A 22,027-nucleotide genomic window follows, 5' to 3' on the forward strand; every position below is an offset into this window, starting at 1 on the left:
CATTAGAATTTAAAATTTATCTATTTTATGAGTCCTTTTTCTTGACGTAGTACCAATTTATGCGATAGCCTTTGCGTAAGCTATTCAACTATTAAATCTATTATTTCAAAAATGAATAAAACATATTCTTCTTATAACCTTGAATTTTATTGTGAACATGATTGTGTTCGTATCAAAGGTGATGAAATCAATAAAAGAAAATTATTATCCTATGTTATTAATGAAGAATCCAAATCGAGCATTATGAATGTGAATGTATTAAAAGATAATTTTGCATCAATCAATGTAGAAAAACTTCAAAATATTATTTTCACTACATTCAAAAAATATAATTACTATTTAAATGACTTTTCCTCAATGAACCTTTTATTACATCTATTGATTATTGTAGACAGAGAATTAAATGGAAATGAATTAAATGATGGACAAAATGAAGTAAGTATTGATAATCAAGTTGAATTAAATTTCTTGAATGAATTTATAGAACAATTAGAAACAACATTTGATATTTCCATCAACAAATATGAGCGTTTTGAAATATATATGCTTTTCAAAACAAATGCTAATTTTTCTATTGAAGAATCATCTAAGAAACTAAAAGAATTAGTTGGTGATAGTATTATTGAATTAATCGATAAATATGTTGAAGACATCAACAATATTTATATGGTGGATCTTTCCAGCAAAGCCTTTAAAACACCTTTTACATTACATTTAAAGAACTTGTTATTAAGAGCACAATCTGGTAAATACACATCAAATCCAATGGCTGAAATTATTAAAAATAATAGTCCATTAATTTTTGATATCGCAATCTATATTTCTTTAGATTTGGCAGAACGTTTTAATATTAAAATCAATGAAGACGAGACTTCATTTTTAGCTATGCACATAGGCTCTGAAATTGAAAGACAGGCCGATAACAAGGATAAAGTGCCAGTCGCAATTTTATGTCCAAACTATCATAATATGGCTGATCAAATCATGAATAGTTTGATGTTAAATTTTGGCAATCAATTAAATATGGTTGGATCTATCCATAACGAAAATGATTTTTGCACCTTAAACAATCCAGTTTCTATACTATTCACTACAATTCCTGTAACCAATACAATCATTAACACAAATACAAATGAACCTTTAGATATTGTTTCGATATCTCCTTTAAATTTAAATAGTCAATTCTCTATAATTCAAAATGCTATTTTACAATCACAAGAAAAATACAGAGACAGAAAATTGAAAGTTAAATTTAATGACTTTTTTGAACCAGATCTATTTGTAGCAGATTCAAAACTCAAAAACAAAAAACAAGTTCTAGCTAAACTATGCGATTGTTTACTTGTACAAAATTATGTAGATACAAGTTTTGAAGAAAGTGTCTACAAAAGAGAGAATGCAGCTGGTACTGCATTTGGTAATGTGGCCATACCTCATTCCGTTGAAATGAATGCCATTAAAACAAGTATTGCGGTAGCCGTTTCAAAAGAAGGATTTCAATGGGATTCTAACATTGTCCATGTCGTATTATTGTTAGCCATAAACAAAGCTGATAGAAGATCGTTCCGCGCTTTATATGAATCACTCATTTCTTTATTCAGTGAAGATAAGGTGATTCAAGAAATAAGAAATTGTATTTCTTTTGATGAATTTAAATCGATTATATACACTGCATTAGGAGAAAAAGAAAATGACTATGAATCATAAATTAATCTTCATAGACATCGATGGAACACTATTTGATCACAAAAAGGATGATATTCCAGAAAGTGCTAAAGAAGCTATCTTAAGCGCAAAATCAAAGGAGCATAAAATATTTTTAAGCACAGGAAGGCCCTATGCCGACATTGATAAAGAAATACTTGATTTTCCATTAGATGGTATGATTGTTTCTTGTGGAGCCGTGGTTTACGTTGAAAACAAACCCATTTATTGCAAGACCTATCCACAAAAAGAATTAATCAACTTAATTCAATTCATGTTAGTCAATAATATAGGATTTTCACTAGATGGAATTCATAAGAATTATCTTAGTGAAGAAGCATTTATTTGTTTATCTGGTCTTATGTTTAAAAATAACGAAGATTCTGAATTAAGCCGCGCAATGATGGCTAAAAACAATTGTTTTCCATTTGAAGAAATGAAAGAACAAGATTTAAAAGAAGTGGTTAAAATATCCATCTTCACTAAAAACAAAGAGTCGTGTGAAAAACTATTCCAAAAAATCCCAGACTCGCTCACTGGATTTATGTATAAAAACAACCATTTAGATTTATACAATGGCGAAATATCCATAAAAGGACTCACAAAAGCTACTGGTCTAAAACAAATCACAAGCTATTTAAACAAAGCAATTGAAGACACAGTTGTAATTGGAGATAGTCTAAATGATCTAGACATCTTACAAGCCGCAGGACTTAGTATATGCATGGGAAATGGTGCCGATGAATGTAAAAAAGTAGCTGACTTCACCACAAAAGATATATCAGATGATGGATTAGCCTATGCACTTAAACATTTCAACCTAGCTGATTAGCTACGCAAGCCCATATAAAACAAAAGACTTCAAATCACACGATCTGAAGTCTTATCTAATACATCTTCACTACGAAATAGCATTATTCTTTATACTTTTATTAAAATAGTTTTTATTAAAATCAATTTTAATAAAATTCATTTTAATAAACGGTAACCAAACCGATTGCCATAATTGTCACTTCTTATCTAATACATCCTTTACTTTTTGTTTACCGCTCTTCAACAAACGAGCCACTCCCTCTTCACTCATCTTTAAACGATTTGCGATATCCTTCTCTTTCAATTTTCCTAGACAATGCATGATTGTCACTGTCTTTTGATTTTCTGGCATCTCATTTAAACAATCATCCACATCCGATTGTCTATATTGAGGAAGTCCACGTAAAGCCGTAGTTATACCTGTATGTTCTTTAGCCTGCATATACTCACGCAATTGTTTATTCAACAAAACCGTGATCCACTTCAAAAAATTCTTATCATCACTCAATTTATCCATATTCATAAATGCGTATGTATACGTTGCCTGTAAGATGTCATTGATTTCTTTTTCCTCTAAACCAATATAACGCTTATAAATTGTTTGTACCAAATGATTTCGCGTCAATGAAATAAGCTCTTTCTTCGCATCCGCATCCTTATTTCTTACACCCATTATTATCTTTTTATCTATATTCATAGTTTAATCCTTTATATATGTTATTTTTAGTATACAACACATCATTTGATAAATCAAAAAAGGCAATCCAATGATTGCCTAAGCTCCATAATATTCATCTAAAGTTAAGTTATTCTCATACAAATACGTTGCCAAATCTACACCCACATAACGCAAGTGCCAGCTTTCTGGAGCAATTTTTGTTTTGTCTTCTTTATCATCAGGATAACGCAAAATAAAGCCATATGTATGCATATTTTCTAACAACCAATTATAGTGCGAATTATATCGAACGGCATCTAAATCACTACAATCATTGTCCATACGAATATCAACTGCTAAACCAGACTGATGTTCACTAAACCCTGGTCTTGTCCAATAACGATCCGCATATTCTTCGCCGTAGCTTGCAGCTCCATTATTAAATAAATCTGTTTGGTATGCATAAGAACGATAAGCTGAACAAGCATTCAAAATAAATCCCTCGTTTGATGCCGCCTCGATCAACTTTTCAAATGCCTCTGCCGCTTCTTTTCGCATGCGCACATTCTCATTTTCACCACTCGAAGGTACCTGAACTAAATCACTTGGTTCATAATCTTCTGGTAAACCTGAATACTTATTCACAAGAATATAGATTGAATCTAAATTCGAAACTGTTACTGTATTCTCATATGGGTCGCCACTTTGATCTATTTTTTTCACCTTTGGTAAATTTGTTTGTTTCTTCTTATTCTCTTTTTTTGTTTCTGTTGTCTTTTCTTGTTTAGGTTCACTTACCTGATTATCACTAACTTTTTTTGCGATTATCGAAATCAACAACGCAATAATCAAAAGTAATACAAAAATCACAAAAACCGCTGACTTTCTTACTCGTCTTCTTTTCTTCAAATCCAATTCCTCCTCTACACCGGTATAAACAAGACTTTATTATATCCACCACAAATCATGCCTAATGTAGCACTTTCTGCATTGGATAAATCATATTCCTTGATCATAACTTCTTTACATTCTTTGGCATCTAAAATAGCCTGATACTCGACTTTTCCTCCGCCAATCGTATCAATGACTCCATCTTTATGCACTAACATCATACTGCCGACCCCCCTTGGTGCTGACCCCTTTTTATCAATAATGATACATAAAGTTCCATGAACATTGGATTCTAATAATTCTTTCGAAACACTCGAACTAAACTTTGCGTTTTTTATTTCAATAAGCTCCGCTAAAATACTGATTGATATCTCAGCAGGCGTCTGTGCCTTAATATCTAAGCCAATTGGAGCATGCACATTCGATACTTCTTCCTTAGAATATCCTTCTTCAATCAAAGCATCAAAAGTCTTTTTTACTTTTCCCTTGCTTCCAATCATACCCAAATATAAATGAGGTTTACGAATCGTCTTTTCTAGACAAAGACGATCATCTTTATGTCCTCTTGTCACTATCACATAACAAGCATTCTCTTCATCTGGCAATACAGAATCCATTTGATCATAATCGATACAATGAATTTCATTTGCGGTTGGAAAACATTCCCGATTCGCAAATTCTTTACGATTGTCAATCACAATCGTATACAACTCTAATATACTAGCCATTTTAGCTAAATATTGACTGACATGTCCACAGCCTAAAATCACAAGCTTAGGCTGCATATTAAACCATTCCTTTTGGATGATATTCACATCGACATTTTCTTCTAATAAAACTCTTACACAACGCGTATACAAATCCATAGCCCCGTTCACATGAATCTTTACAGGTTTATTTAGTTTCTTTAAATAAGCACGTATTAAATCTTGCATAATTCTAGGTGTTACAAGTTCATTCGGATCTAAATTTGCAAGTTCATAACGATGTACCACATCTTTTACTGGTTGATTTAATCCATTTAGATTTGAAATCAACACAACCTCATCCGTATCTGAATCAAGAACTGGTTCATTCACGTTTGGATATTTTAAAGGTAAATGCTTAGAACCATCTGCCTCAATCAGTATCACATCCACCACTTGTTTTAATTGATTAAACAACTCTTCATCTAACGCCTCAATTTTCAAGTCACCACACCGATTTCCCGCATGACAATATCCATATGTTTCAATTCTATGCATTATTTCATCATAACCAGGATCTACCAATGTATCTTCTTCAATCAACATATGCGTCGTTGTACACATTAAAACGGTTTTATTCATAGAAACATATTTATCTTTTAACTCACGGATATACGTTGTTTTTCCACCTGAACCAATTACACTAATGATCATTTGAAATCTCCTGAATTGCACGCACCACAAAATCCACATCTTCTATTGTATTTTGAAAAGATACAGATAAGCGTACAATTCCCTGTTCTTCTGTTTTTAAATGTTTATGCATTAATGGAGCACAATGCGCTCCACAACGTGTCACAATACCATACTTATAATTCAATAAGTCGCTCACATAAGCACTATCTTTACCTGGAATATTCAAAGCCACAATAGGCGTAGAATTTTCTAAAGATGAATAAAACTCTACATCCCCTGTTAAACCTTCATATAATTTTTGAAGTAAAAAGTGTTCCTTTTCCACAATCGCTTTTTGATGTGATAAAACATATTGAACCCCTGCATTTAAAGCTGCAATTCCTGCAAGATTCTGTGTTCCCGCCTCTAAATGTTCTGGATACGCCTCTGGCATTTGTGGATTAAAAGAATCTATGCCCGTTCCACCAGAAATCAATGGCTTTACTTCAATGTCCTTTACGCAAAAACCACCAATACCACCAATCCCTAATAGACCTTTATGGCCACTAAAACATAAAACATCAATATTTTCCATAGATACTGGTATATGACCTGCACTTTGAGCCGCATCCACCATAAAAAGAATGCCACATTCTTTACAATACTTTCCAATGGAATCCACATCAAAAATTTCACCTGTCACATTTGAACTGTGTGTCACGATAACCATTCGAGTATTTTTTTGAATATGGCATTTAATATCCTCTAAATAAGGAGCACATATCGTTAATGTGATTATTCCCTTTTCTTCTAACTCGTATAAAGGACGAAGCACACTATTGTGCTCCGCATACGTAGTGATCACATGATCATTTTCTTTTAAGATTCCTTTAATGCAAGTATTTAAACTCTCGGTATTTCCACCATTTAAAATAACACGGTGAAAATCAGAGAGTCCAAAAAGCTGTGCAATATTTCTTCTTGCCGCAAAAATCAAACGTGAAGAATCCATATTTGAACTACGATTCGCATTGCCTGCCACACCTAATGCATCCATTACCGCTTGTTTGACTACATCTAGTTTTGGAAAGCTAGTCGCAGCCTGATCAAGATAAACCATGCAGTATCGCCTCCAAAACACCTCCACCAATACAACGTGCCTTGTCAGAAATTGTAAAACAATTCTGATATTCATCCACTCTAGGATCAATATCTGCCATTTTAAATCCAGATGTTACATTGTATCCATCCTGAATCAATCCTCTAAGTAAGCCTGACATGCTCGCATACACTGGTGTTTTATCGATATACGCAATAATTTCTCCTTTTTCAACGATATCTGTAATCTTTTTGACATTGTGACATACACCTGCACAAGGAGAATGAATCACTCTTTCTTTAGAATATCCCTTAATATTTCCAGGAACACCCGTATTTGGCAAAGCATGTCCCTGGTAGATCAGTCTTCCTAGATTATGTCCACGCATCGTTTCCACAACCACATGCACATCTTTGCCTGCACAAAAACCAGGGCCTAAACCAATTGTGATAGGTGCCATATCTATTGTCGTACCTAAATTCTTCTTGGCAAGAATCGCATCCACCAAGGCAATATGTTCTATTTTAGAAATCGTTTCACCATTTGGATCTACCATCATTGCGACTTGATTTTTAGCCATCACTGCTTTAGCTTCTTCTATCGTTGAAACTAAAACACACGTCATATCTTCAACCGTAAATTTTCCTTCATACACAGCCTGACAAAAGGCAACATTTCTTCGTATTGCGCTTGGTTTTTCAACTTCTAGCACCAATACTTGAAATCCACTTTTTACAAGTTTATATATTGTCCCTGTCGCTATGTCTCCTCCACCACGCACAATAACACATTTATTCATAATCCTTATGGCTTGATAATTTTATCAGCCTTCTCCATTCTTTCTACAATATCATACATATTTGTGACTGAACCAACCTGAAGTTCTTCTTTTAAATGGAAGAAATCCAAGCAAGTTCCACAACTTACAATTTCTACTCCATTATCCGCTAAATATTTTAAATCTTCTAAAGTTTCACTCTTTGTCGTTGTGATTTTTACACCCTCATTATAGAAAATCATTTCATCTGGCAAAACATCTTGTTTTGTCAAAGAGAAAATAAATGATTTCATTAAAATCGCACCTAAATCCAGGTCTGAACCCATCACATTACTTGCGCACACAACAACCATTTTAGGCTTAGCCAAGCTGCAGTCCGCATATGTGTATTCCACTTCAAAATCTGCTTCTTCATCACCCTTTGAAATTTCAACAATATAATCCTTACCCTCTTTTTTAGAATTTACCGTATAATTCTTTACTTTCGCAAACTTCGTCAAGTTTTCAACCGCAATCTCATTATCCACAATTGTTGAAACTACATTTTCTTCTTTTAAAGCTTCCTTTGTCTTTACAACTGGAAGTGGACACTCTAAGCCTCTACAATCTAAAGTTTTCATATCTTCCTACCTCTTACATATACATTATATTCATTTTTCTCAATGACTTCACCCACAACATACAATTCAAGATTATTTTCCTTAAAATCTTTCTCTAGCATTTCTAAATCCGCTTTAGATACACTAGCTAATAAGCCACCACTCGTTTGTGGGTCAAACAAGATTTCTTCTGTAAAGAAATCACAATCAAAACTAATCTTACCCTCTACACTATTGCGATTGGTCTGGGCAGCCCCACTTAAATAAAATTCTTCGACATACTTTTGACAGTCATCAAAATATGGAATCGAATCCTTATAAATCACTGCACTATTTTTTTCGTCTAACATCTCATTTAAATGCACCAACAAGCCAAAACCCGTTACATCGGTTAGAGCATGCACATCATATTTTTTTAAAACATCACAAGCATACTTGTTTAATGTAGTCATACTTTTAAAGACTCTTTCCTGCATTTCTTTAGAACAATCATTCATACGCAACGCATTTAAAGTCAAACCAACACCTAAAGGCTTCGTCAAAATCAAGACATCCCCACATTGTGTGCCATTATTTTTCTTTACGTCTTTTGGATTTACCAAACCAGTTACACTCAAACCATATTTAATTGAATCATCACGAATGGAATGCCCTCCAGCTAGTGCACACTCAGCTTCAACCAGCTTAGAATTTCCTCCTTCAATGATTTTACCTAAAATATTCAAATCCTCATTGTCTGGAAAACACACAATATTTAAAGCTGTTTTAGGCGTACCATTCATCGCATAAATATCACTGAGTGCATTTGTTGCTGCAATCTGACCATACAAATATGGATCTTCTACCATAGGTGGAAAGAAATCCAAAGTAGATACAAGCGCATGATTCTCATCGATTTGATAAACTGCCGCATCATCCCTTGAATCAAATCCAACCAAAACATTACTGTCTTTATAAGAATCAATTTTTTCTAGAATATGACTCAATTTCTTTGCGCCCAATTTAGCACTACATCCACCACTCTTACAATATATTTTTTCATTCATCAAAAATTCACCCTTACTATATCCTCATACAAAACATTTTGTTCTTCTAAAAAGAGTTTCCACTTTTCCTCATCTAGATCCTTCGACATAAAACACATGCCACATCCTGCCTTAACACAACTTGGAACAGGTATCATACGCCCGTTTTTTGTCTTAGACTCCAAATCTAGAACATCTTGAATACTTTTAAAAGTAATAATCAATACTTCCTCTTTATTCATTTTCAAATACTTCCTTAAACACGTGTTCGGAATACATTTCTATTTTTTCTTGAAACAATTTATATTTACGTACCAATTTTTTTCCTTCTAAAGTCAATTGCGAGCCTCCACCAAGACTTCCACCACTCGTCGTATGAACCAGTTCATAACCCAAATCTTCTTGAGCTCTTTTGATGATTTTCCAAGCCTTTGAATTTGACATTCCCATTTCTTTATAAGCCTTTGATAGAGAACCATACTTATCGCATAATTCCAATAGTTCTACAACGCCCTTGCCAAAATTTGGTTCATTATTACCAATTTGAATTTTTAGTTTATATCTCATTTTCCAAATCCACAATTTGGATATGTGCAAATATCACATCCTAAGCACAATCCACCTTCACCTAAATCACACAATTCTTCATATGTCACTACATCCTTGGCAAGTAAACGACAAAGTACTAAATCAAATACCGTTCTTTTGGCATACATAACACATCCGGGAAGACCAACAATTGGGACTTCTCCTTTATAAGAAAGTAAAAACATAGCACCAGGAAGAACTGGAGAACCATAGCTAATTATATTGGCACCTGTGTTCTTGATTGCGAGTGGCGTTCGATCATCTGGATCCACACTCATTCCACCTGTACAAAGTACAATATCTACCCCTTGTGTCAATGCTTCATTGATTTTTTCTGTCACCATTTTATCGTCATCATCACAAATCGCATGATACACCATTTCACAACCAAACTCAGCCAATTTAGCTTGAATAACTGGTGTAAATGTATCTTGAATTCTTCCTTTATACACTTCACTTCCTGTTGTGATCACAGCCGCTTTCTTTAATACAAATGGCTTAATTTCAAGAATAGGAGATGTGATGAGTGATCTAACTTTATCCATCTTTTCCTTTTTAATCACCAAAGGAATAATACGCATACCCGCAAGTTTATCACCCGGATTTACTACTGTGTTTCCATGTCTTGTTGCGATCATCATCTGTCCAAATGAATTTACTGTAAACAAAGCATTACGATCTACTTTCAACAACCCGTGAATCTCACTTTTTAATTCGATTTTTCCTTCTTTGATCTCACCATACGACATGTGTTCATTTTTACACATATCTAGTAAAACCATAGCCGCATCATTTTCATGCATCATGCTCTCGTCATTTTCCCAAACATATAAATGTTCTTTTCCAACTGACAACAATAAAGGAATATCTTCTTCTGTCACAATATGACCCTTACGAAAAAGGGCATCTTTTGTGACACCCTTAATGATTTGCGTTATATCATGACAAAGTACATGCCCTACGGCATCCTGTGTCTTGATTAATTTCATGTTATTCTCCTTTTTTAAATCCGTATTTTTTGAATACTTTTAAAGCTTTATCGCTCTTTAAGAATTCAATCAATGAATTGGCTTCATCTTTATGCTTTGTACTAGATATATGACCAACTGGATATAGTACTGGTGTAGCTAATAATGAATTATCGCACTCTGCCACTACCTCTACTTTATCACTACTTGCAGCATCTGTCGCGTAAACTAAACCAATTTCTGCATTTTGTGTTTCAACTTGAGACAATACTTCCGTTACATTTCCCGCTAAGCTTAAACGATCTTGAATTGAATCCCATACACCTAAATTTGTCAAAGCTTCCTTTGCGTAGCTTCCTGCAGGAACCACTTCTGGATCTCCAATCGCAATAATTGAAGCATCTTTAATATTATCAAATCCAGTGACTGTTGTAGTGCTGTCTTTTCCTTTGATCAATACCAATTTATTCTCTAATACATTTGAAATCGAATCTGCATCTACTAAATCTTCATCTTTTAAAGCGTTCATCTGTGTTGTAGCTGCACTAAAAAATACATCGGCATCTAATCCTTTTTCAATTTGAAGCTGTAATTTTCCACTACTATCATATACACCTTCAATCGTTACATTTGGATACTCTTTTTCAAACATAGGAATCAATTCATCTTCAAATGCGTTTTCCAAACTTGCGGCTGCCGCAATTGTTAGTTTTACTTGTTCCTTTGATTCATTTGAACTACACCCATATAAACTTATGGCCATGACCCCAGCCAATAAAACACTTAAGCCTTTTTTCATACGATCTCTCCTAGTTTTATTTTATATTTAAAATCACACAACTCACTTACTTCCTCTTCATTGTGTGATACAAAAACAACCGGTTTTGAAATTTGAAGCTCACTTTTAAGTTCCCTTAATAAATCTTCCTTTAAATCTTCATCTAAAGCACTAAATGGTTCATCCAATAAAAGAACATCTGGTTCATAAGCCATTAAACGAGCCAATGCCACCCTCTGTCTTTGTCCACCGGATAATTGTTTGGGATATCTTGAAGCAAGTTCACTAATTTGAAATTGTTTCATCACTTTCCTGACCACAATATCCACATCATTTACTTTTCTAGCCCTTAATCCCACACTAATATTTTCATATACATCCATATTGGGAAATAGAGCATAGCTTTGAAACATATAGCCCACATTTCGTTTTTGAATCGGTACATTTATTTTCTTTTCTGAATCAAATAAAACACGATCATTTAATACAATCCGTCCTTGATCTGGCGTTTCAATTCCAGCTATACATTTTAATGTCATACTTTTGCCAGACCCTGAAGCTCCCATAAGCCCTGAAATATTGTCGTGCACTTGAAAGGAAACGTCTAAATCAAATTCTGCAAGCTTCTTATATATTTGTACTTCCAACATTTAGAAACTCCTTTTCTTTCGAACATACAATTGATATAGATTCAACAAAATCACAGCTGTAAAACAAATGCCAATGATCACCCACACATAAAAGGCAGCTGATTCCATATCTCCACTCATCACTTCACTATATACAGCTACAGGAAGTGTTCTTGTCTTTCCAATGATGTTTCCTGCAAGCATCGCCGTTGCACCAAACTCACCTAAGCCACGCGCAAACGCAAGGACACCACCACTAATAATTCCTGGTAAAGCATTGGGAATCAACACTTTCAAGAAGATGTTCCATTCGCTCATTCCTAAAGTTCTTGCGGCATACACTAAATCCGTATCCACTTGATCAAAGGCACCCCTGGCATTTCGATACATGAGTGGAAATGAAATAACCACCGCTGCGATCACAGTCGCACTAAAGCTAAATGCGATGCGAATGCCAAATGCACTCATAAAAAATTTTCCTATAGGTTGATTTACGCCAAAGATCATCAACAAGAAAAATCCAGCTACTGTAGGTGGTAAAACCATAGGCAAAGTAAAGATTCCATCAAAGACCATTTTCAAAGCTTCGCTCTTTCTTGAATAAATCCACCATGCCGCCAGTAAACCAAGAATAAATGTGATCACAATTGTGATACTTGCCGTTTTTAAAGATATCCAGATTGGAGTTAAATCTAAATTACTTCCTTGCGCACTCACTCGCTTCACCCTTCATAATTTCTAAGCCATGTTTTAATGGTCCTAAAATAATATCTAGACTTTCCTTTACTGCCTTAGGACTTCCTGGCAAGTTAATAATCAAAGTCTGATTTCTTAATACACTTGCACCACGAGACAACATGGCCTTATTTGTATATTTCATCGATTCATAGCGCAATGCTTCACTAATACCTGGAACATTTCTTGTCATAACTTTCATTGTGGCTTCTGGCGTCACATCACGAATACTAAGTCCGGTACCTCCGGTTGTAAGAATTAAATCATTTTGGCAACGATCACTTAAATTGATGAGTTGCGAAACAATTTCATTTTCATCATCCGCAATCACTGTCACACTTGTCACATTGTATCCATGTTCTGTCATGATCTTTTCAATTAATGGACCACTCTCATCTTTTCTTTGTCCAGTACTTGCCTTATCACTTAATGTCAATACGGCTACACGCATTCTAGAATCTTTATTTTCAATGACTTCAACGGTATCTCCAACGCAAATATGCCCACCATGTATTACACGCGTAAATACACCTAGATGAGGCATAATACATTGACCAACTTGATGATAGATTGCACAGTGCGAATGACAGCTTTTGCCTATTTGCGTCAGTTCTAGTAATACATCCCCAATCTTAAATTGTGTTCCTACTGGATAACTTGTGAATTCAATACCTGATACAAGTAAGTTCTCGCCAAAGGCACCATCCTCTACATCAGCTCCTTTAGCTTTAAATTCTTCACGCTTTTCATAAGATAATAAAGAAACTTGGCGATGCCATTTACCCGCATGCGCATCATTTTCTAATCCATGATTCTCAATAATATCAATATCTTGAACCGGATGTTTTTCTGTTCCTTTTTGTTCACTAATACAAATAGCTTTAATTATTCCTTCCATACAAAATCTCCACTTTTTCCACCTGATTTAGAAACCAAATGTACATTTTTGATTTCCATATCTTTACTTACAGCTTTACACATGTCATAAATTGTCAGAAGACAAACGTTTACACCTGTCAAAGCTTCCATTTCTACACCCGTTTTTCCATTACACTTCACGGTACAGTAGGCATAGATCAAACAATTTGCTCTATCAACATCAAAATCAATATTCACCTTATTGATCATTAAAGGATGACATAAAGGAATTAACTCACTCGTCTTTTTTACACCCATAATTCCGGCAATACGAGCTACACCTAATACATCTCCTTTTTTCATGTCGTTCTGCTCAATTTTATTTAGAATTTCTTCATTTACCAATATACTTCCAACCGCACAAGCACTTCTTGAAGTAACATCCTTTTCACTTACATCCACCATGCATGCATTTCCATGTTCATCAAAATGTGTTAATTCCATTTTAACCTCCAATTTCATTCATCACCGTCGACGAATGTTCTTCTTCAAAATGATGTTCCTTAGGCTTCTTGAATATCCACTCTTTCATCACTTTTTCTAGTTCTTCCAAATCATTTAGATAAGGTTTTAAATCCACTCCATCACTATGGAATAAACATAATTTCAATCGTCCTACACTACTTAAGCGCACGCGATTGCATTGACCACAAAATTTATTATGTAACGCTTCAATAAAACCAATATATCCCTGAAACTCTGGTATTGTATAATAATGAGCTGGTCCATTGCCAAGCTTATTATTATATGCATTTAATGTATAATTCTTTTGTACATATTCAATCAGTTCATTCATTTTGGAGTTTCGATCACTATATTTTAGTGGCATCAATTCAATGTATCGCAACGCAATCTTTTTATCTTTGATGAGTTCTAACATAGATTCAAATCGAGAAAGCGAAAATAGATTGTCCACAACACAATTCACTTTCACAGGGATTCCAATCTGATAGGCATATTCTAGATTTGAAAGAACCTTCTTCAAATTGTTCTTTTTACATATCTTCAAATATTCAGATTCATCGAGTGTGTCAATTGAAAAGTTAATACAATCAAGCCCTATTTTTTTTAGTTCATCTAAATCTGTAAAAGAAAATAAACTTCCATTGGTTGTGAGAGTTACTTGTTCAACTCCATCCAATTCTTTTAACCTGCAAATAAAATCAATATAGCCTTTACGAAGTGTGGGTTCTCCACCCGTGATTTTAAATCGAGTGATTCCTAAAGTAATGGCACATCTACAAATATCTAAAAGTTGTTCATACGTCAATATATCTGAATGACAAAGATGTTTTGAAATGTCTGGCTTGCAGTAGTAACAAGCATAGTTACATCTGTCAGTTAATGAGATTCGCATATAATTTATATTTCGACCAAATGAATCTTGCATAAAATCCTTCCCGTTATTCTCAAGTGAGAATAACCAACTGATTCAATTTTATCATTGAGTTCACATTTTATCTACTTTAAAATGAAATTATGAAACGGTGTACGTGGTGTAATCTAAACAATCCAAAATATATTGAATATCATGATTATGAATGGGGAAAACTGAATATAGATGAAAAATATCTATTTGAAATGTTGATCCTTGAATCTTTTCAGGCAGGTCTTAGTTGGCAGTGTGTTCTAAATAAAAGAGAAGCTTTTAAAGAGGCTTATGAAGATTTTGACATTGATAAAGTGATTGAATTTGATGAAGAAAAAATAGAACAATTAAGAAACAATCCTAATATCATTCGTAACAAATTAAAGATCAAAGCAAGTATTTCAAATGCGAAGATTTTTAAATCCATTCAAGAAGAGTATCAAACTTTTTATAATTATTTATGTACTTTTACACATGGAAAGATTATCTATGAAACAGGAAAAACTACATCGACTCTTTCAGATTCCATATCAAATGATTTAAAAAAAAGAGGCATGAAGTTTGTAGGAAGTACCATTATATACTCCTTTCTTCAAGCCATCGGTGTGATTTATTCTCATGAAAAAGATTGTTTCTTATACAAAGACTAATCCCATGTTTTCCAAACATTTGGTTCGTAGCCTACTGTCGCCAATTTGCCGTTACGCACGATTGGCGTTTTTAATATGTGCTGATTGAGATACACTTTATCTTCTTTATTCGACAAGTAATTCAACATTGTCAATAATTCTTTATCCTTAGCCTTTGGATCAATCATGGAATCAATGCCAACTTGTCTAAGCACACTCTCAAATTCTTTCTTACTCATTTCTTTTTCGTCTAAATTAATAAACTGAAACTTAATATTTCTTTCTTTAAAATAGCGTTGTGCTTTCTTTGTATCAAAGCATTTGTTTTTCCCAAAAATCTGTATATTCATCGCATTAACCTCTCTACCCTTTTTTGTACTTCATCATATAGTGCCTCAATCTCAAATCCCACATGAAAGTGTCCATCTTCATATAGAATTTTACCATTGACCATAGTACATTTTACATTGAATTTAGATCCACTGTATACAATATTTTTTGCGACATTGTTAATTGGCTGCATATTCGGTTGATGTAGATCTAAAATAATTAAATCTGCCAACTTTCCAACTTCTAAGACACCACAATTTAAATGTAAAGCTTTCGCAGCATTCACTGTCGCCATTTTCAACACTTCGTAAGCATCGACTGCAGAAGCATCCTTCTCTTTATATTTAGCTAGTCCTGTCACTAAAAACATCTCTCTAAACATATCTAGACAATTATTACTTGCCGCACCATCCGTTCCTAAACATACATTGATATTTCGTTGAAGCATCGATTGGATTGGAGCTATGCCACTAGCTAGTTTTAGATTGGATGCTGGATTTGTGATGACATTCAAATGTTTTTTGGCGAATAAATCTAAATCATGCGTGCTCATATGTACGCAATGAAATGCACCTCCACCATAGTCATATACACCTAGATCACACAAGTATTCAATAGGGCTGCGTCCCGTCTTTTCTTTGCATGTATTAACTTCATATTCTGTTTCACTTAAATGTGTATAAACTGGCGCTTTATATTTATGAGATAAGGCTGCAACTTGTTGAATTTTTTCTTTTGAATTGGTATATTCATGACTAAAACCTAGTATATAAGAAATCAAACTATTTTTTTGATTGTATGCATTGAAGCAGCGTTCTACATCTTCTACAGATAGACAAAAATCATTAACCGCACCACATAATACCGTTCGATAATTCATATCAAGACTTGCATGTACAATTGCTTCAGGATTTAAATACATGTCAAAATTTGTAGTGATTCCACTCGTTAGATATTCTAATATCGCAAGTTTTGAAAAGAAATAAATATCTTCTTGTGTTAGTTTTTCCTCAATCGGAAATACCCTTTCCTTTAGCCATTGCTGCAAAGGCATATCATCGGCCATTGATCTTAAAAAAGTCATTCCAGAATGAGTATGCGCATTAATAAATCCTGGCATAATTAGATTCTGGTGTACATCTATTTCTCGGTCAAAACAAAAAGTAGAAGTTTTCACTTTTCCTACATATATAATCTTATTATCTTCTATCCAGACTTCCCCTGAAAAAACATCAAAATCCTTCATTGTCAGTATACGTGCATTATAAAATCGTGTGCGCATAAGCATTCCTTCTTTCTGATTTAATCATCCCACAAATGGAATCAAAAAGAAGAAATAACTTTTGATTATTTCTTCTTAAAAATCGATTTTATTAATTCGATAATCGCAACCACAAGCAGGAATATAAAGGACATCGCAAAATAGCCGACCAAACCTGCCAAAATATCGTTGAAGTCAATTTCGCCTGTATGCGAATACCATTGGCCTATTTCAATCGCAAACGTAATAACTACAAGTACAGTAAATACGTAGAACCAACTAATTAAAACAGTTAAGTTCTTTTTAGCCATCCACTTAAATAGTGGATAAATCACAAGAAGCATTCCGATACCCAACAAGCCAATAATCAAGAAGTGAAGTTGCTTATCAGATAATTGTGCTTCAAATGAGTCATTCATACTCAAGAAATAGGTATGTGTCTTATAGATGATGTCAATCAATAAGTCGACAATCTTTTTTAAAGTTGAAGTACTATCTGTCATGCGAGCATTATACATGATATCGTTCAATATTTCAAATTCCGAAAAATTATACTATTATTGTGTTAAGGAGAATTTTTTTATTATGAAATACGATTTTACAACTCTTTTAAATCGAAAAGGACATGATGCCCTTGCCCTTGATGTTCTACCTATTAAAGATGTAGAGGTAGACCCAAACTTTTCTACAATCCCTATGTGGGTTGCAGATATGAACTATCCTGTTTTTGAAAACATTCAAAAACAAATGATCGAAAGAATCAATGAGCCTCACTTTGGATATTTTGAAATACCAGAAGATTACTATAAAGCCATTCAATTCTGGCAAAAAGAAACACATGGCATAGATGTGGAAAAAGAGGCTATCGGATATGAAAATGGTGTTCTTGGTATTTTATCCAGTGCACTTGAGACTTTTAGTGCTAGTGGCGAACCCATTTTAGTGCAGTCACCATGTTATATTGGGTTTATTCACACATTGAATAATTTGGGAAGAAAAATTATTGATAGTCCGTTAAAAAAAGAAGATATCTGGACTATGGATTATGAAGATATTGAAAGGAAGATTATCAAACATAATATCCATTTTGCGATTTTCTGTTCCCCACACAATCCAACAGGAAGAGTATGGAAAAAAGAAGAAATCCAGAAATTTATGGATATCTGTAAAAAACATGATGTTTTAGTCTTTAGCGATGAAATCTGGTCCGATCTAGTACGTAAAGAAAACACACATATTCCTACGCAATCCATAAGTGAAGATGCCAAGAAAAGAACGATTGCGGCCTATGCCCCTAGTAAAACATTCAATCTTGCAGGTTTAGTCGGTTCATACCATATTGTTTACGACAAATATCTTCGTGATCGATTAAATAAACAAGCCTCTTTATCTCACTACAATTCACCTAACATATTAAGTGTTCATGCTCTTATGGGTGCTTATTGTAAAGAGGGATTGTATTGGGTCAATGAATTAAATGAAGTCATTTCGAATAATATAGATTATGCACTTGATTTTATCCACAACAATTTCAAAGGCATTGAAGTCATTAAGCCAGAAGGAACATATATGTTGTATCTAGATTGCACAAAGTATTTAGATACACATGATATCACGATGGATGAACTTTTAAAGAAAGGGGTTCACTATGGTGTATGTTGGCAAGATGGCCGTCCATTTATGAATCCAAATACAATTCGAATGAATTTAGCTTTACCATCAATTTTAGTGGAAGAAGCATTTTCTCGCTTAAAGAAATTTGTTTTTTAATAAAAAAAGAGGAATCTGATTATGAAAAGTACAACCAAAAAATTAGTATCTTGCGCTTTATGTATCGCCCTAGGCGTATTACTTCCAATGGCCTTTCACGTGATTCCAAATGGAGGTAGTGTATTTTTACCAATGCATATTCCTGTATTGATTTGTGGCTTATTTTGTGGAGCTCCCTATGGTTTGGCATGCGGAATTATTACACCATTTTTTTCAAGTATGACAACAGGAATGCCTCCAGCCATGATTTTGCCCCAAATGATGATTGAACTAGCTGTATATGGTTTAGTTACTGGCTTGTGTGAAAAACACATCAATTTCAAAAACGAAATGCCCAAATTATACATAAGTTTAATTATTGCGATGCTTGCAGGAAGAATTGTGAATGGCTTAATCAACACATTTGTACTAAGTACACAAGGCTATACACTATCTGTATTTATGACGGTAAGCTTTATCACTTGCCTTCCTGGAATCATCATTCAATTGATCATCGTTCCAATTTTAGTTCGTATCCTAAATAAAACAGTAGCCTAGGCTACTGTTTATTTCATTTCAATCAACTCGTATTCTCGATTTCCCAAACCAATCTTTTGAGCATGTTCTAAACAAGATTTCCATTCTGATTCAGGTGTAGAATTTGTGAAGTGGTCATGATGATCACAGAAGTTTGGATCATGTAGATGTTTATCTAATTGTGATCCTGGCATTGGTTTTGCCTTCATACATAAATCTACACAGGCTTGATCTAGGGCAAGTGGATCAAAAGATGCCAACATTCCAATATTTGGTAAAATTGGTAAATCATTTTCGGCATGACAATCACAGTTTGGTGAAACATCCACAATCAAAGAAATATGGAAGTTAGGACGTCCATCCACAACAGCCTTTGTGTATTCAGCCATACGCTTATTCAACAATTCATTCGCATTATAGTTATTGAAGGAGATCGCATCAAAATTACATGCCCCTAAACAGCGTCCACATCCAACACAGTTTGTTTCATTGATATACATCTTATGTGTTGTTTCATCATATTCCAATCCATTATTCGCACATTCTTTAAAGCATTGTTTACAACCACGACATAGCTTTTCATCAACATGTGGAGTACCTGAACAATGTTGTTCTTTTTTACCTGCACGCGAACCACATCCCATACCAATATTTTTAATGGTTCCACCAAAGCCTGTTGATTCATGACCTTTAAAGTGTGTCAAAGAAATAAAGACATCGGCATCCATAATTGCACGACCTATTTTAGCTGTTTGACAATATTCTCCACCAACGACTGGCACTTCAATATCATCTGTTCCTTTTAGTCCATCTCCTATCAAAATTGGACATCCTACAGTAAGTGGAGTAAATCCATTTTGCCAGGCACACTCCAAATGTTCCAAAGCATTTTTTCTTGATCCTGGATACATTGTATTACAATCGGTCAAGAATGGTTTTCCCCCTAATTCTTTTACCACATCCACAATGGCACGTGCATAATTTGGGCGTAAATATGCAATGTTTCCTAATTCTCCAAAATGCATTTTGATTGCGACAAACTTTCCATCTAGATTCAAATTGGCAATTCCTGCTTTCTTAGCCAACAATTGCAGTTTTGTAGGTAGACCCTCACCTAATTTACGGGTATGAAAATCCGTATAGTATACTTTAGATTTTTCCATCGAATATCACCTCAATTTTATTTTACATTTCCACAAAAAATGATACAATGCAAAAAATGAAAAAGGAAGTGTGATTATGAAAGAATTATCAAAAAGAACCAAGACATTTACGGATTCTGTAATTCGTCGAATGACAAGAATCGCAAATGAATATGATGCGATCAATCTATCGCAGGGATTTCCTGATTTTGATCCCCCACAAGAAATTCTAAATCGTTTAAGCGAAGTTGCCCATGAAGACTTTAACCAGTATGCGATTACTTGGGGTGCCCAAAACTTTAGAGATGCCTTGGCCAAGAAACAATCGAAATACATGAATCTAGATTTAGATTCAAACAAGAACATCGTTGTCACTTGTGGAAGTACCGAAGCTATGATGGCAGCCATGATGAGTATTTGTGATCCAAGCGATAAAGTGATTGTTTTCTCTCCATTCTATGAAAACTATGGGGCGGATTCCATCCTTTGTGGTGCTAATCCAATTTATGTTCCTTTACATCCACCTGTATTCAACTTTGATAAAGAAGAATTAGAAAATGCGTTTAAACAAAATCCTAAAGCTTTGATTTTGTGCAATCCAAGTAATCCTTGCGGAAAAGTGTTCTCAAAAGAAGAATTGGAATATATCGCATGTCTTGCCGTAAAATATGATACGTATGTGATTACGGATGAAGTTTATGAACACATTGTATATGCACCATACAAACATACATATTTTGCTTCTTTACCTGGTATGTTTGAAAGAACCGTTTCTTGTAGTTCCCTATCTAAAACGTATTCCATTACAGGGTGGCGTTTAGGCTATTGTATTGCCCCTGAAAATATCATCGAACAAATCAAGAAAGTACATGACTTTTTAACCGTTGGTGCTGCAGCTCCACTTCAAGAAGCAGCTGTAGTAGGGCTTGAATTTAGTGATACTTATTATGATGAACTACAAAAGCTATATACACACAAGAAAGATTTATTCATCAATGGCTTAAAAGAATTGAACATTCCGCATACAGAACCGCAAGGAGCTTACTATGTCATGGTCGATATCAGTGAATTTGGCTATGATTCAGATTTAGATTTCTGTGTGGATCTCATTAAAAACGTCGGTGTGGCGGCCGTTCCTGGATCTAGTTTCTTTAAAGAGAAGGAAAATCGCTATATTCGTTTCCACTTTGCGAAAAAAGATGAAACCTTACTTGCCGCATTAAATCGATTAAAAGATATGCGTGCAAAAATGCCTTATAAAAAAACCGTTGGGTAGTAATCCAACGGTTTTGTCTTTTATCACAATCACTCACGAATTTTAAAAATGTTCAACACACATATTTAACGAAATTCACAAATGTTTATTTGTATGTTTTAACGAAAATGAGAAATGTTTCATTGAAACATTTCGCAGACTGTTGACAAAGTGACTGTCGACAGTCTTTTTAAAATCTGATAGAATATCT

Annotated in this window: 26 protein-coding genes and 1 pseudogene; 7 read left to right on the plus strand and 20 right to left on the minus strand. The window is 34.2% G+C overall.

The annotated features are described in order from the left end of the window. Positions 1-63: 63 nt before the first annotated feature. The 3 genes and pseudogenes from KTQ83_RS12640 to KTQ83_RS07065 form a co-directional block, all read left to right on the plus strand. A pseudogene (locus tag KTQ83_RS12640) lies at positions 64-543 on the plus strand (PRD domain-containing protein); the annotation flags it as partial. After that, positions 544-1,707: a BglG family transcription antiterminator gene (locus KTQ83_RS12645; protein ID WP_342367248.1), complete on the plus strand. Its 1,164-nt coding sequence runs from the start codon at positions 544-546 to the stop codon at positions 1,705-1,707. Then, positions 1,697-2,536: an HAD family hydrolase gene (locus tag KTQ83_RS07065; RefSeq protein ID WP_217285033.1), complete on the plus strand. Its 840-nt coding sequence runs from the start codon at positions 1,697-1,699 to the stop codon at positions 2,534-2,536. The genes KTQ83_RS12645 and KTQ83_RS07065 overlap by 11 nt, the downstream gene beginning before the upstream one ends. Before the next feature lie 177 nt (positions 2,537-2,713). Here the strand turns inward: KTQ83_RS07065 and KTQ83_RS07070 are convergent, their stop codons facing one another. The 16 genes from KTQ83_RS07070 to moaA form a co-directional block, all read right to left on the minus strand. Beyond that, positions 2,714-3,214, minus strand: coding sequence for an RNA polymerase sigma factor (locus KTQ83_RS07070; protein ID WP_217256383.1), 501 nt, complete (start codon positions 3,212-3,214; stop codon positions 2,714-2,716). Between the two features lie 78 nt (positions 3,215-3,292). Beyond that, complete coding sequence (locus KTQ83_RS07075; RefSeq protein WP_217256384.1) at positions 3,293-4,084, minus strand: M15 family metallopeptidase; 792 nt, start codon at positions 4,082-4,084, stop codon at positions 3,293-3,295. 14 nt (positions 4,085-4,098) lie between these two features. After that, positions 4,099-5,466, minus strand: a complete 1,368-nt coding sequence (gene yqeC, locus KTQ83_RS07080; RefSeq protein WP_217256385.1) for a selenium cofactor biosynthesis protein YqeC — start codon at positions 5,464-5,466, stop codon at positions 4,099-4,101. Then, the gene (locus tag KTQ83_RS07085) at positions 5,456-6,547 is read right to left on the minus strand and encodes an aminotransferase class V-fold PLP-dependent enzyme (RefSeq protein ID WP_217256386.1); all 1,092 of its coding nucleotides are present in this window, start codon (positions 6,545-6,547) and stop codon (positions 5,456-5,458) included. The genes yqeC and KTQ83_RS07085 overlap by 11 nt, the downstream gene beginning before the upstream one ends. Further along, complete coding sequence (gene yqeB / locus KTQ83_RS07090; protein ID WP_217256387.1) at positions 6,534-7,325, minus strand: selenium-dependent molybdenum cofactor biosynthesis protein YqeB; 792 nt, start codon at positions 7,323-7,325, stop codon at positions 6,534-6,536. Before yqeB ends, KTQ83_RS07085 begins: the two co-directional genes overlap by 14 nt. Before the next feature lie 5 nt (positions 7,326-7,330). Then, positions 7,331-7,924, minus strand: a complete 594-nt coding sequence (yedF, locus tag KTQ83_RS07095) for a sulfurtransferase-like selenium metabolism protein YedF (protein WP_217256388.1) — start codon at positions 7,922-7,924, stop codon at positions 7,331-7,333. Next, a complete protein-coding gene (gene selD, locus KTQ83_RS07100) occupies positions 7,921-8,949 on the minus strand; it encodes a selenide, water dikinase SelD (protein WP_186998713.1) in 1,029 nt (342 codons plus the stop codon). The genes yedF and selD overlap by 4 nt, the downstream gene beginning before the upstream one ends. After that, a complete protein-coding gene (locus tag KTQ83_RS07105; protein WP_117926155.1) occupies positions 8,949-9,170 on the minus strand; it encodes a putative Se/S carrier protein in 222 nt (73 codons plus the stop codon). The genes selD and KTQ83_RS07105 overlap by 1 nt, the downstream gene beginning before the upstream one ends. Then, positions 9,163-9,495: a winged helix-turn-helix domain-containing protein gene (locus KTQ83_RS07110; protein ID WP_117926151.1), complete on the minus strand. Its 333-nt coding sequence runs from the start codon at positions 9,493-9,495 to the stop codon at positions 9,163-9,165. Before KTQ83_RS07110 ends, KTQ83_RS07105 begins: the two co-directional genes overlap by 8 nt. Next, complete coding sequence (locus KTQ83_RS07115; protein WP_217256389.1) at positions 9,492-10,505, minus strand: molybdopterin-binding protein; 1,014 nt, start codon at positions 10,503-10,505, stop codon at positions 9,492-9,494. The genes KTQ83_RS07110 and KTQ83_RS07115 overlap by 4 nt, the downstream gene beginning before the upstream one ends. Before the next feature lies 1 nt (position 10,506). Next, on the minus strand, positions 10,507-11,283 hold the full coding sequence (gene modA, locus KTQ83_RS07120) for a molybdate ABC transporter substrate-binding protein (protein ID WP_217256390.1): 777 nt from the start codon (positions 11,281-11,283) through the stop codon (positions 10,507-10,509). Continuing rightward, positions 11,280-11,912, minus strand: a complete 633-nt coding sequence (locus KTQ83_RS07125; RefSeq protein WP_117926145.1) for a sulfate/molybdate ABC transporter ATP-binding protein — start codon at positions 11,910-11,912, stop codon at positions 11,280-11,282. Before KTQ83_RS07125 ends, modA begins: the two co-directional genes overlap by 4 nt. Further along, a complete protein-coding gene (gene modB / locus KTQ83_RS07130; protein ID WP_117926143.1) occupies positions 11,913-12,608 on the minus strand; it encodes a molybdate ABC transporter permease subunit in 696 nt (231 codons plus the stop codon). Next, a complete protein-coding gene (locus KTQ83_RS07135; protein WP_118115189.1) occupies positions 12,589-13,524 on the minus strand; it encodes an MOSC domain-containing protein in 936 nt (311 codons plus the stop codon). Before KTQ83_RS07135 ends, modB begins: the two co-directional genes overlap by 20 nt. Further along, complete coding sequence (gene moaC, locus KTQ83_RS07140; protein ID WP_244975805.1) at positions 13,512-13,988, minus strand: cyclic pyranopterin monophosphate synthase MoaC; 477 nt, start codon at positions 13,986-13,988, stop codon at positions 13,512-13,514. Before moaC ends, KTQ83_RS07135 begins: the two co-directional genes overlap by 13 nt. A 1-nt stretch (position 13,989) precedes the next feature. Next, complete coding sequence (gene moaA, locus KTQ83_RS07145) at positions 13,990-14,934, minus strand: GTP 3',8-cyclase MoaA (RefSeq protein ID WP_217256392.1); 945 nt, start codon at positions 14,932-14,934, stop codon at positions 13,990-13,992. Between the two features lie 89 nt (positions 14,935-15,023). On the opposite strand from moaA, the gene KTQ83_RS07150 reads away from it, so the two are divergent. After that, positions 15,024-15,563, plus strand: a complete 540-nt coding sequence (locus tag KTQ83_RS07150) for a DNA-3-methyladenine glycosylase I (RefSeq protein WP_186998706.1) — start codon at positions 15,024-15,026, stop codon at positions 15,561-15,563. On the opposite strand, the gene KTQ83_RS07155 is transcribed toward KTQ83_RS07150, so the two are convergent. From KTQ83_RS07155 to KTQ83_RS07165, 3 genes are all read right to left on the minus strand, one after another. Beyond that, positions 15,560-15,892, minus strand: a complete 333-nt coding sequence (locus KTQ83_RS07155; protein ID WP_154555498.1) for an arsenate reductase family protein — start codon at positions 15,890-15,892, stop codon at positions 15,560-15,562. The genes KTQ83_RS07150 and KTQ83_RS07155 overlap by 4 nt on opposite strands. After that, complete coding sequence (locus tag KTQ83_RS07160) at positions 15,889-17,154, minus strand: amidohydrolase (RefSeq protein ID WP_186998705.1); 1,266 nt, start codon at positions 17,152-17,154, stop codon at positions 15,889-15,891. Before KTQ83_RS07160 ends, KTQ83_RS07155 begins: the two co-directional genes overlap by 4 nt. A gap of 65 nt (positions 17,155-17,219) precedes the next feature. Next, a complete protein-coding gene (locus KTQ83_RS07165) occupies positions 17,220-17,636 on the minus strand; it encodes a hypothetical protein (protein ID WP_217256393.1) in 417 nt (138 codons plus the stop codon). A gap of 82 nt (positions 17,637-17,718) precedes the next feature. Between KTQ83_RS07165 and KTQ83_RS07170 the strand changes: the two genes are divergently transcribed. Both KTQ83_RS07170 and KTQ83_RS07175 read left to right on the plus strand, forming a co-directional pair. Next, positions 17,719-18,903, plus strand: coding sequence for a MalY/PatB family protein (locus KTQ83_RS07170; protein WP_217256394.1), 1,185 nt, complete (start codon positions 17,719-17,721; stop codon positions 18,901-18,903). Between the two features lie 21 nt (positions 18,904-18,924). Then, positions 18,925-19,440 (plus strand): ECF transporter S component, encoded by a 516-nt coding sequence (locus tag KTQ83_RS07175; RefSeq protein ID WP_217256395.1) that lies wholly within the window; start codon positions 18,925-18,927, stop codon positions 19,438-19,440. Positions 19,441-19,448: 8 nt separating this feature from the next. On the opposite strand, the gene KTQ83_RS07180 is transcribed toward KTQ83_RS07175, so the two are convergent. After that, on the minus strand, positions 19,449-20,582 hold the full coding sequence (locus KTQ83_RS07180; protein WP_217256396.1) for a DUF362 domain-containing protein: 1,134 nt from the start codon (positions 20,580-20,582) through the stop codon (positions 19,449-19,451). Between the two features lie 76 nt (positions 20,583-20,658). Between KTQ83_RS07180 and KTQ83_RS07185 the strand changes: the two genes are divergently transcribed. Then, positions 20,659-21,837: a pyridoxal phosphate-dependent aminotransferase gene (locus KTQ83_RS07185; RefSeq protein WP_217256397.1), complete on the plus strand. Its 1,179-nt coding sequence runs from the start codon at positions 20,659-20,661 to the stop codon at positions 21,835-21,837. Positions 21,838-22,027 lie beyond the last annotated feature (190 nt).

The sequence above is a fragment of the Holdemanella porci genome, assembly GCF_019052655.1.
Classification (GTDB): Bacteria; Bacillota_I; Bacilli_A; order Erysipelotrichales; family Erysipelotrichaceae; genus Holdemanella; species Holdemanella hominis.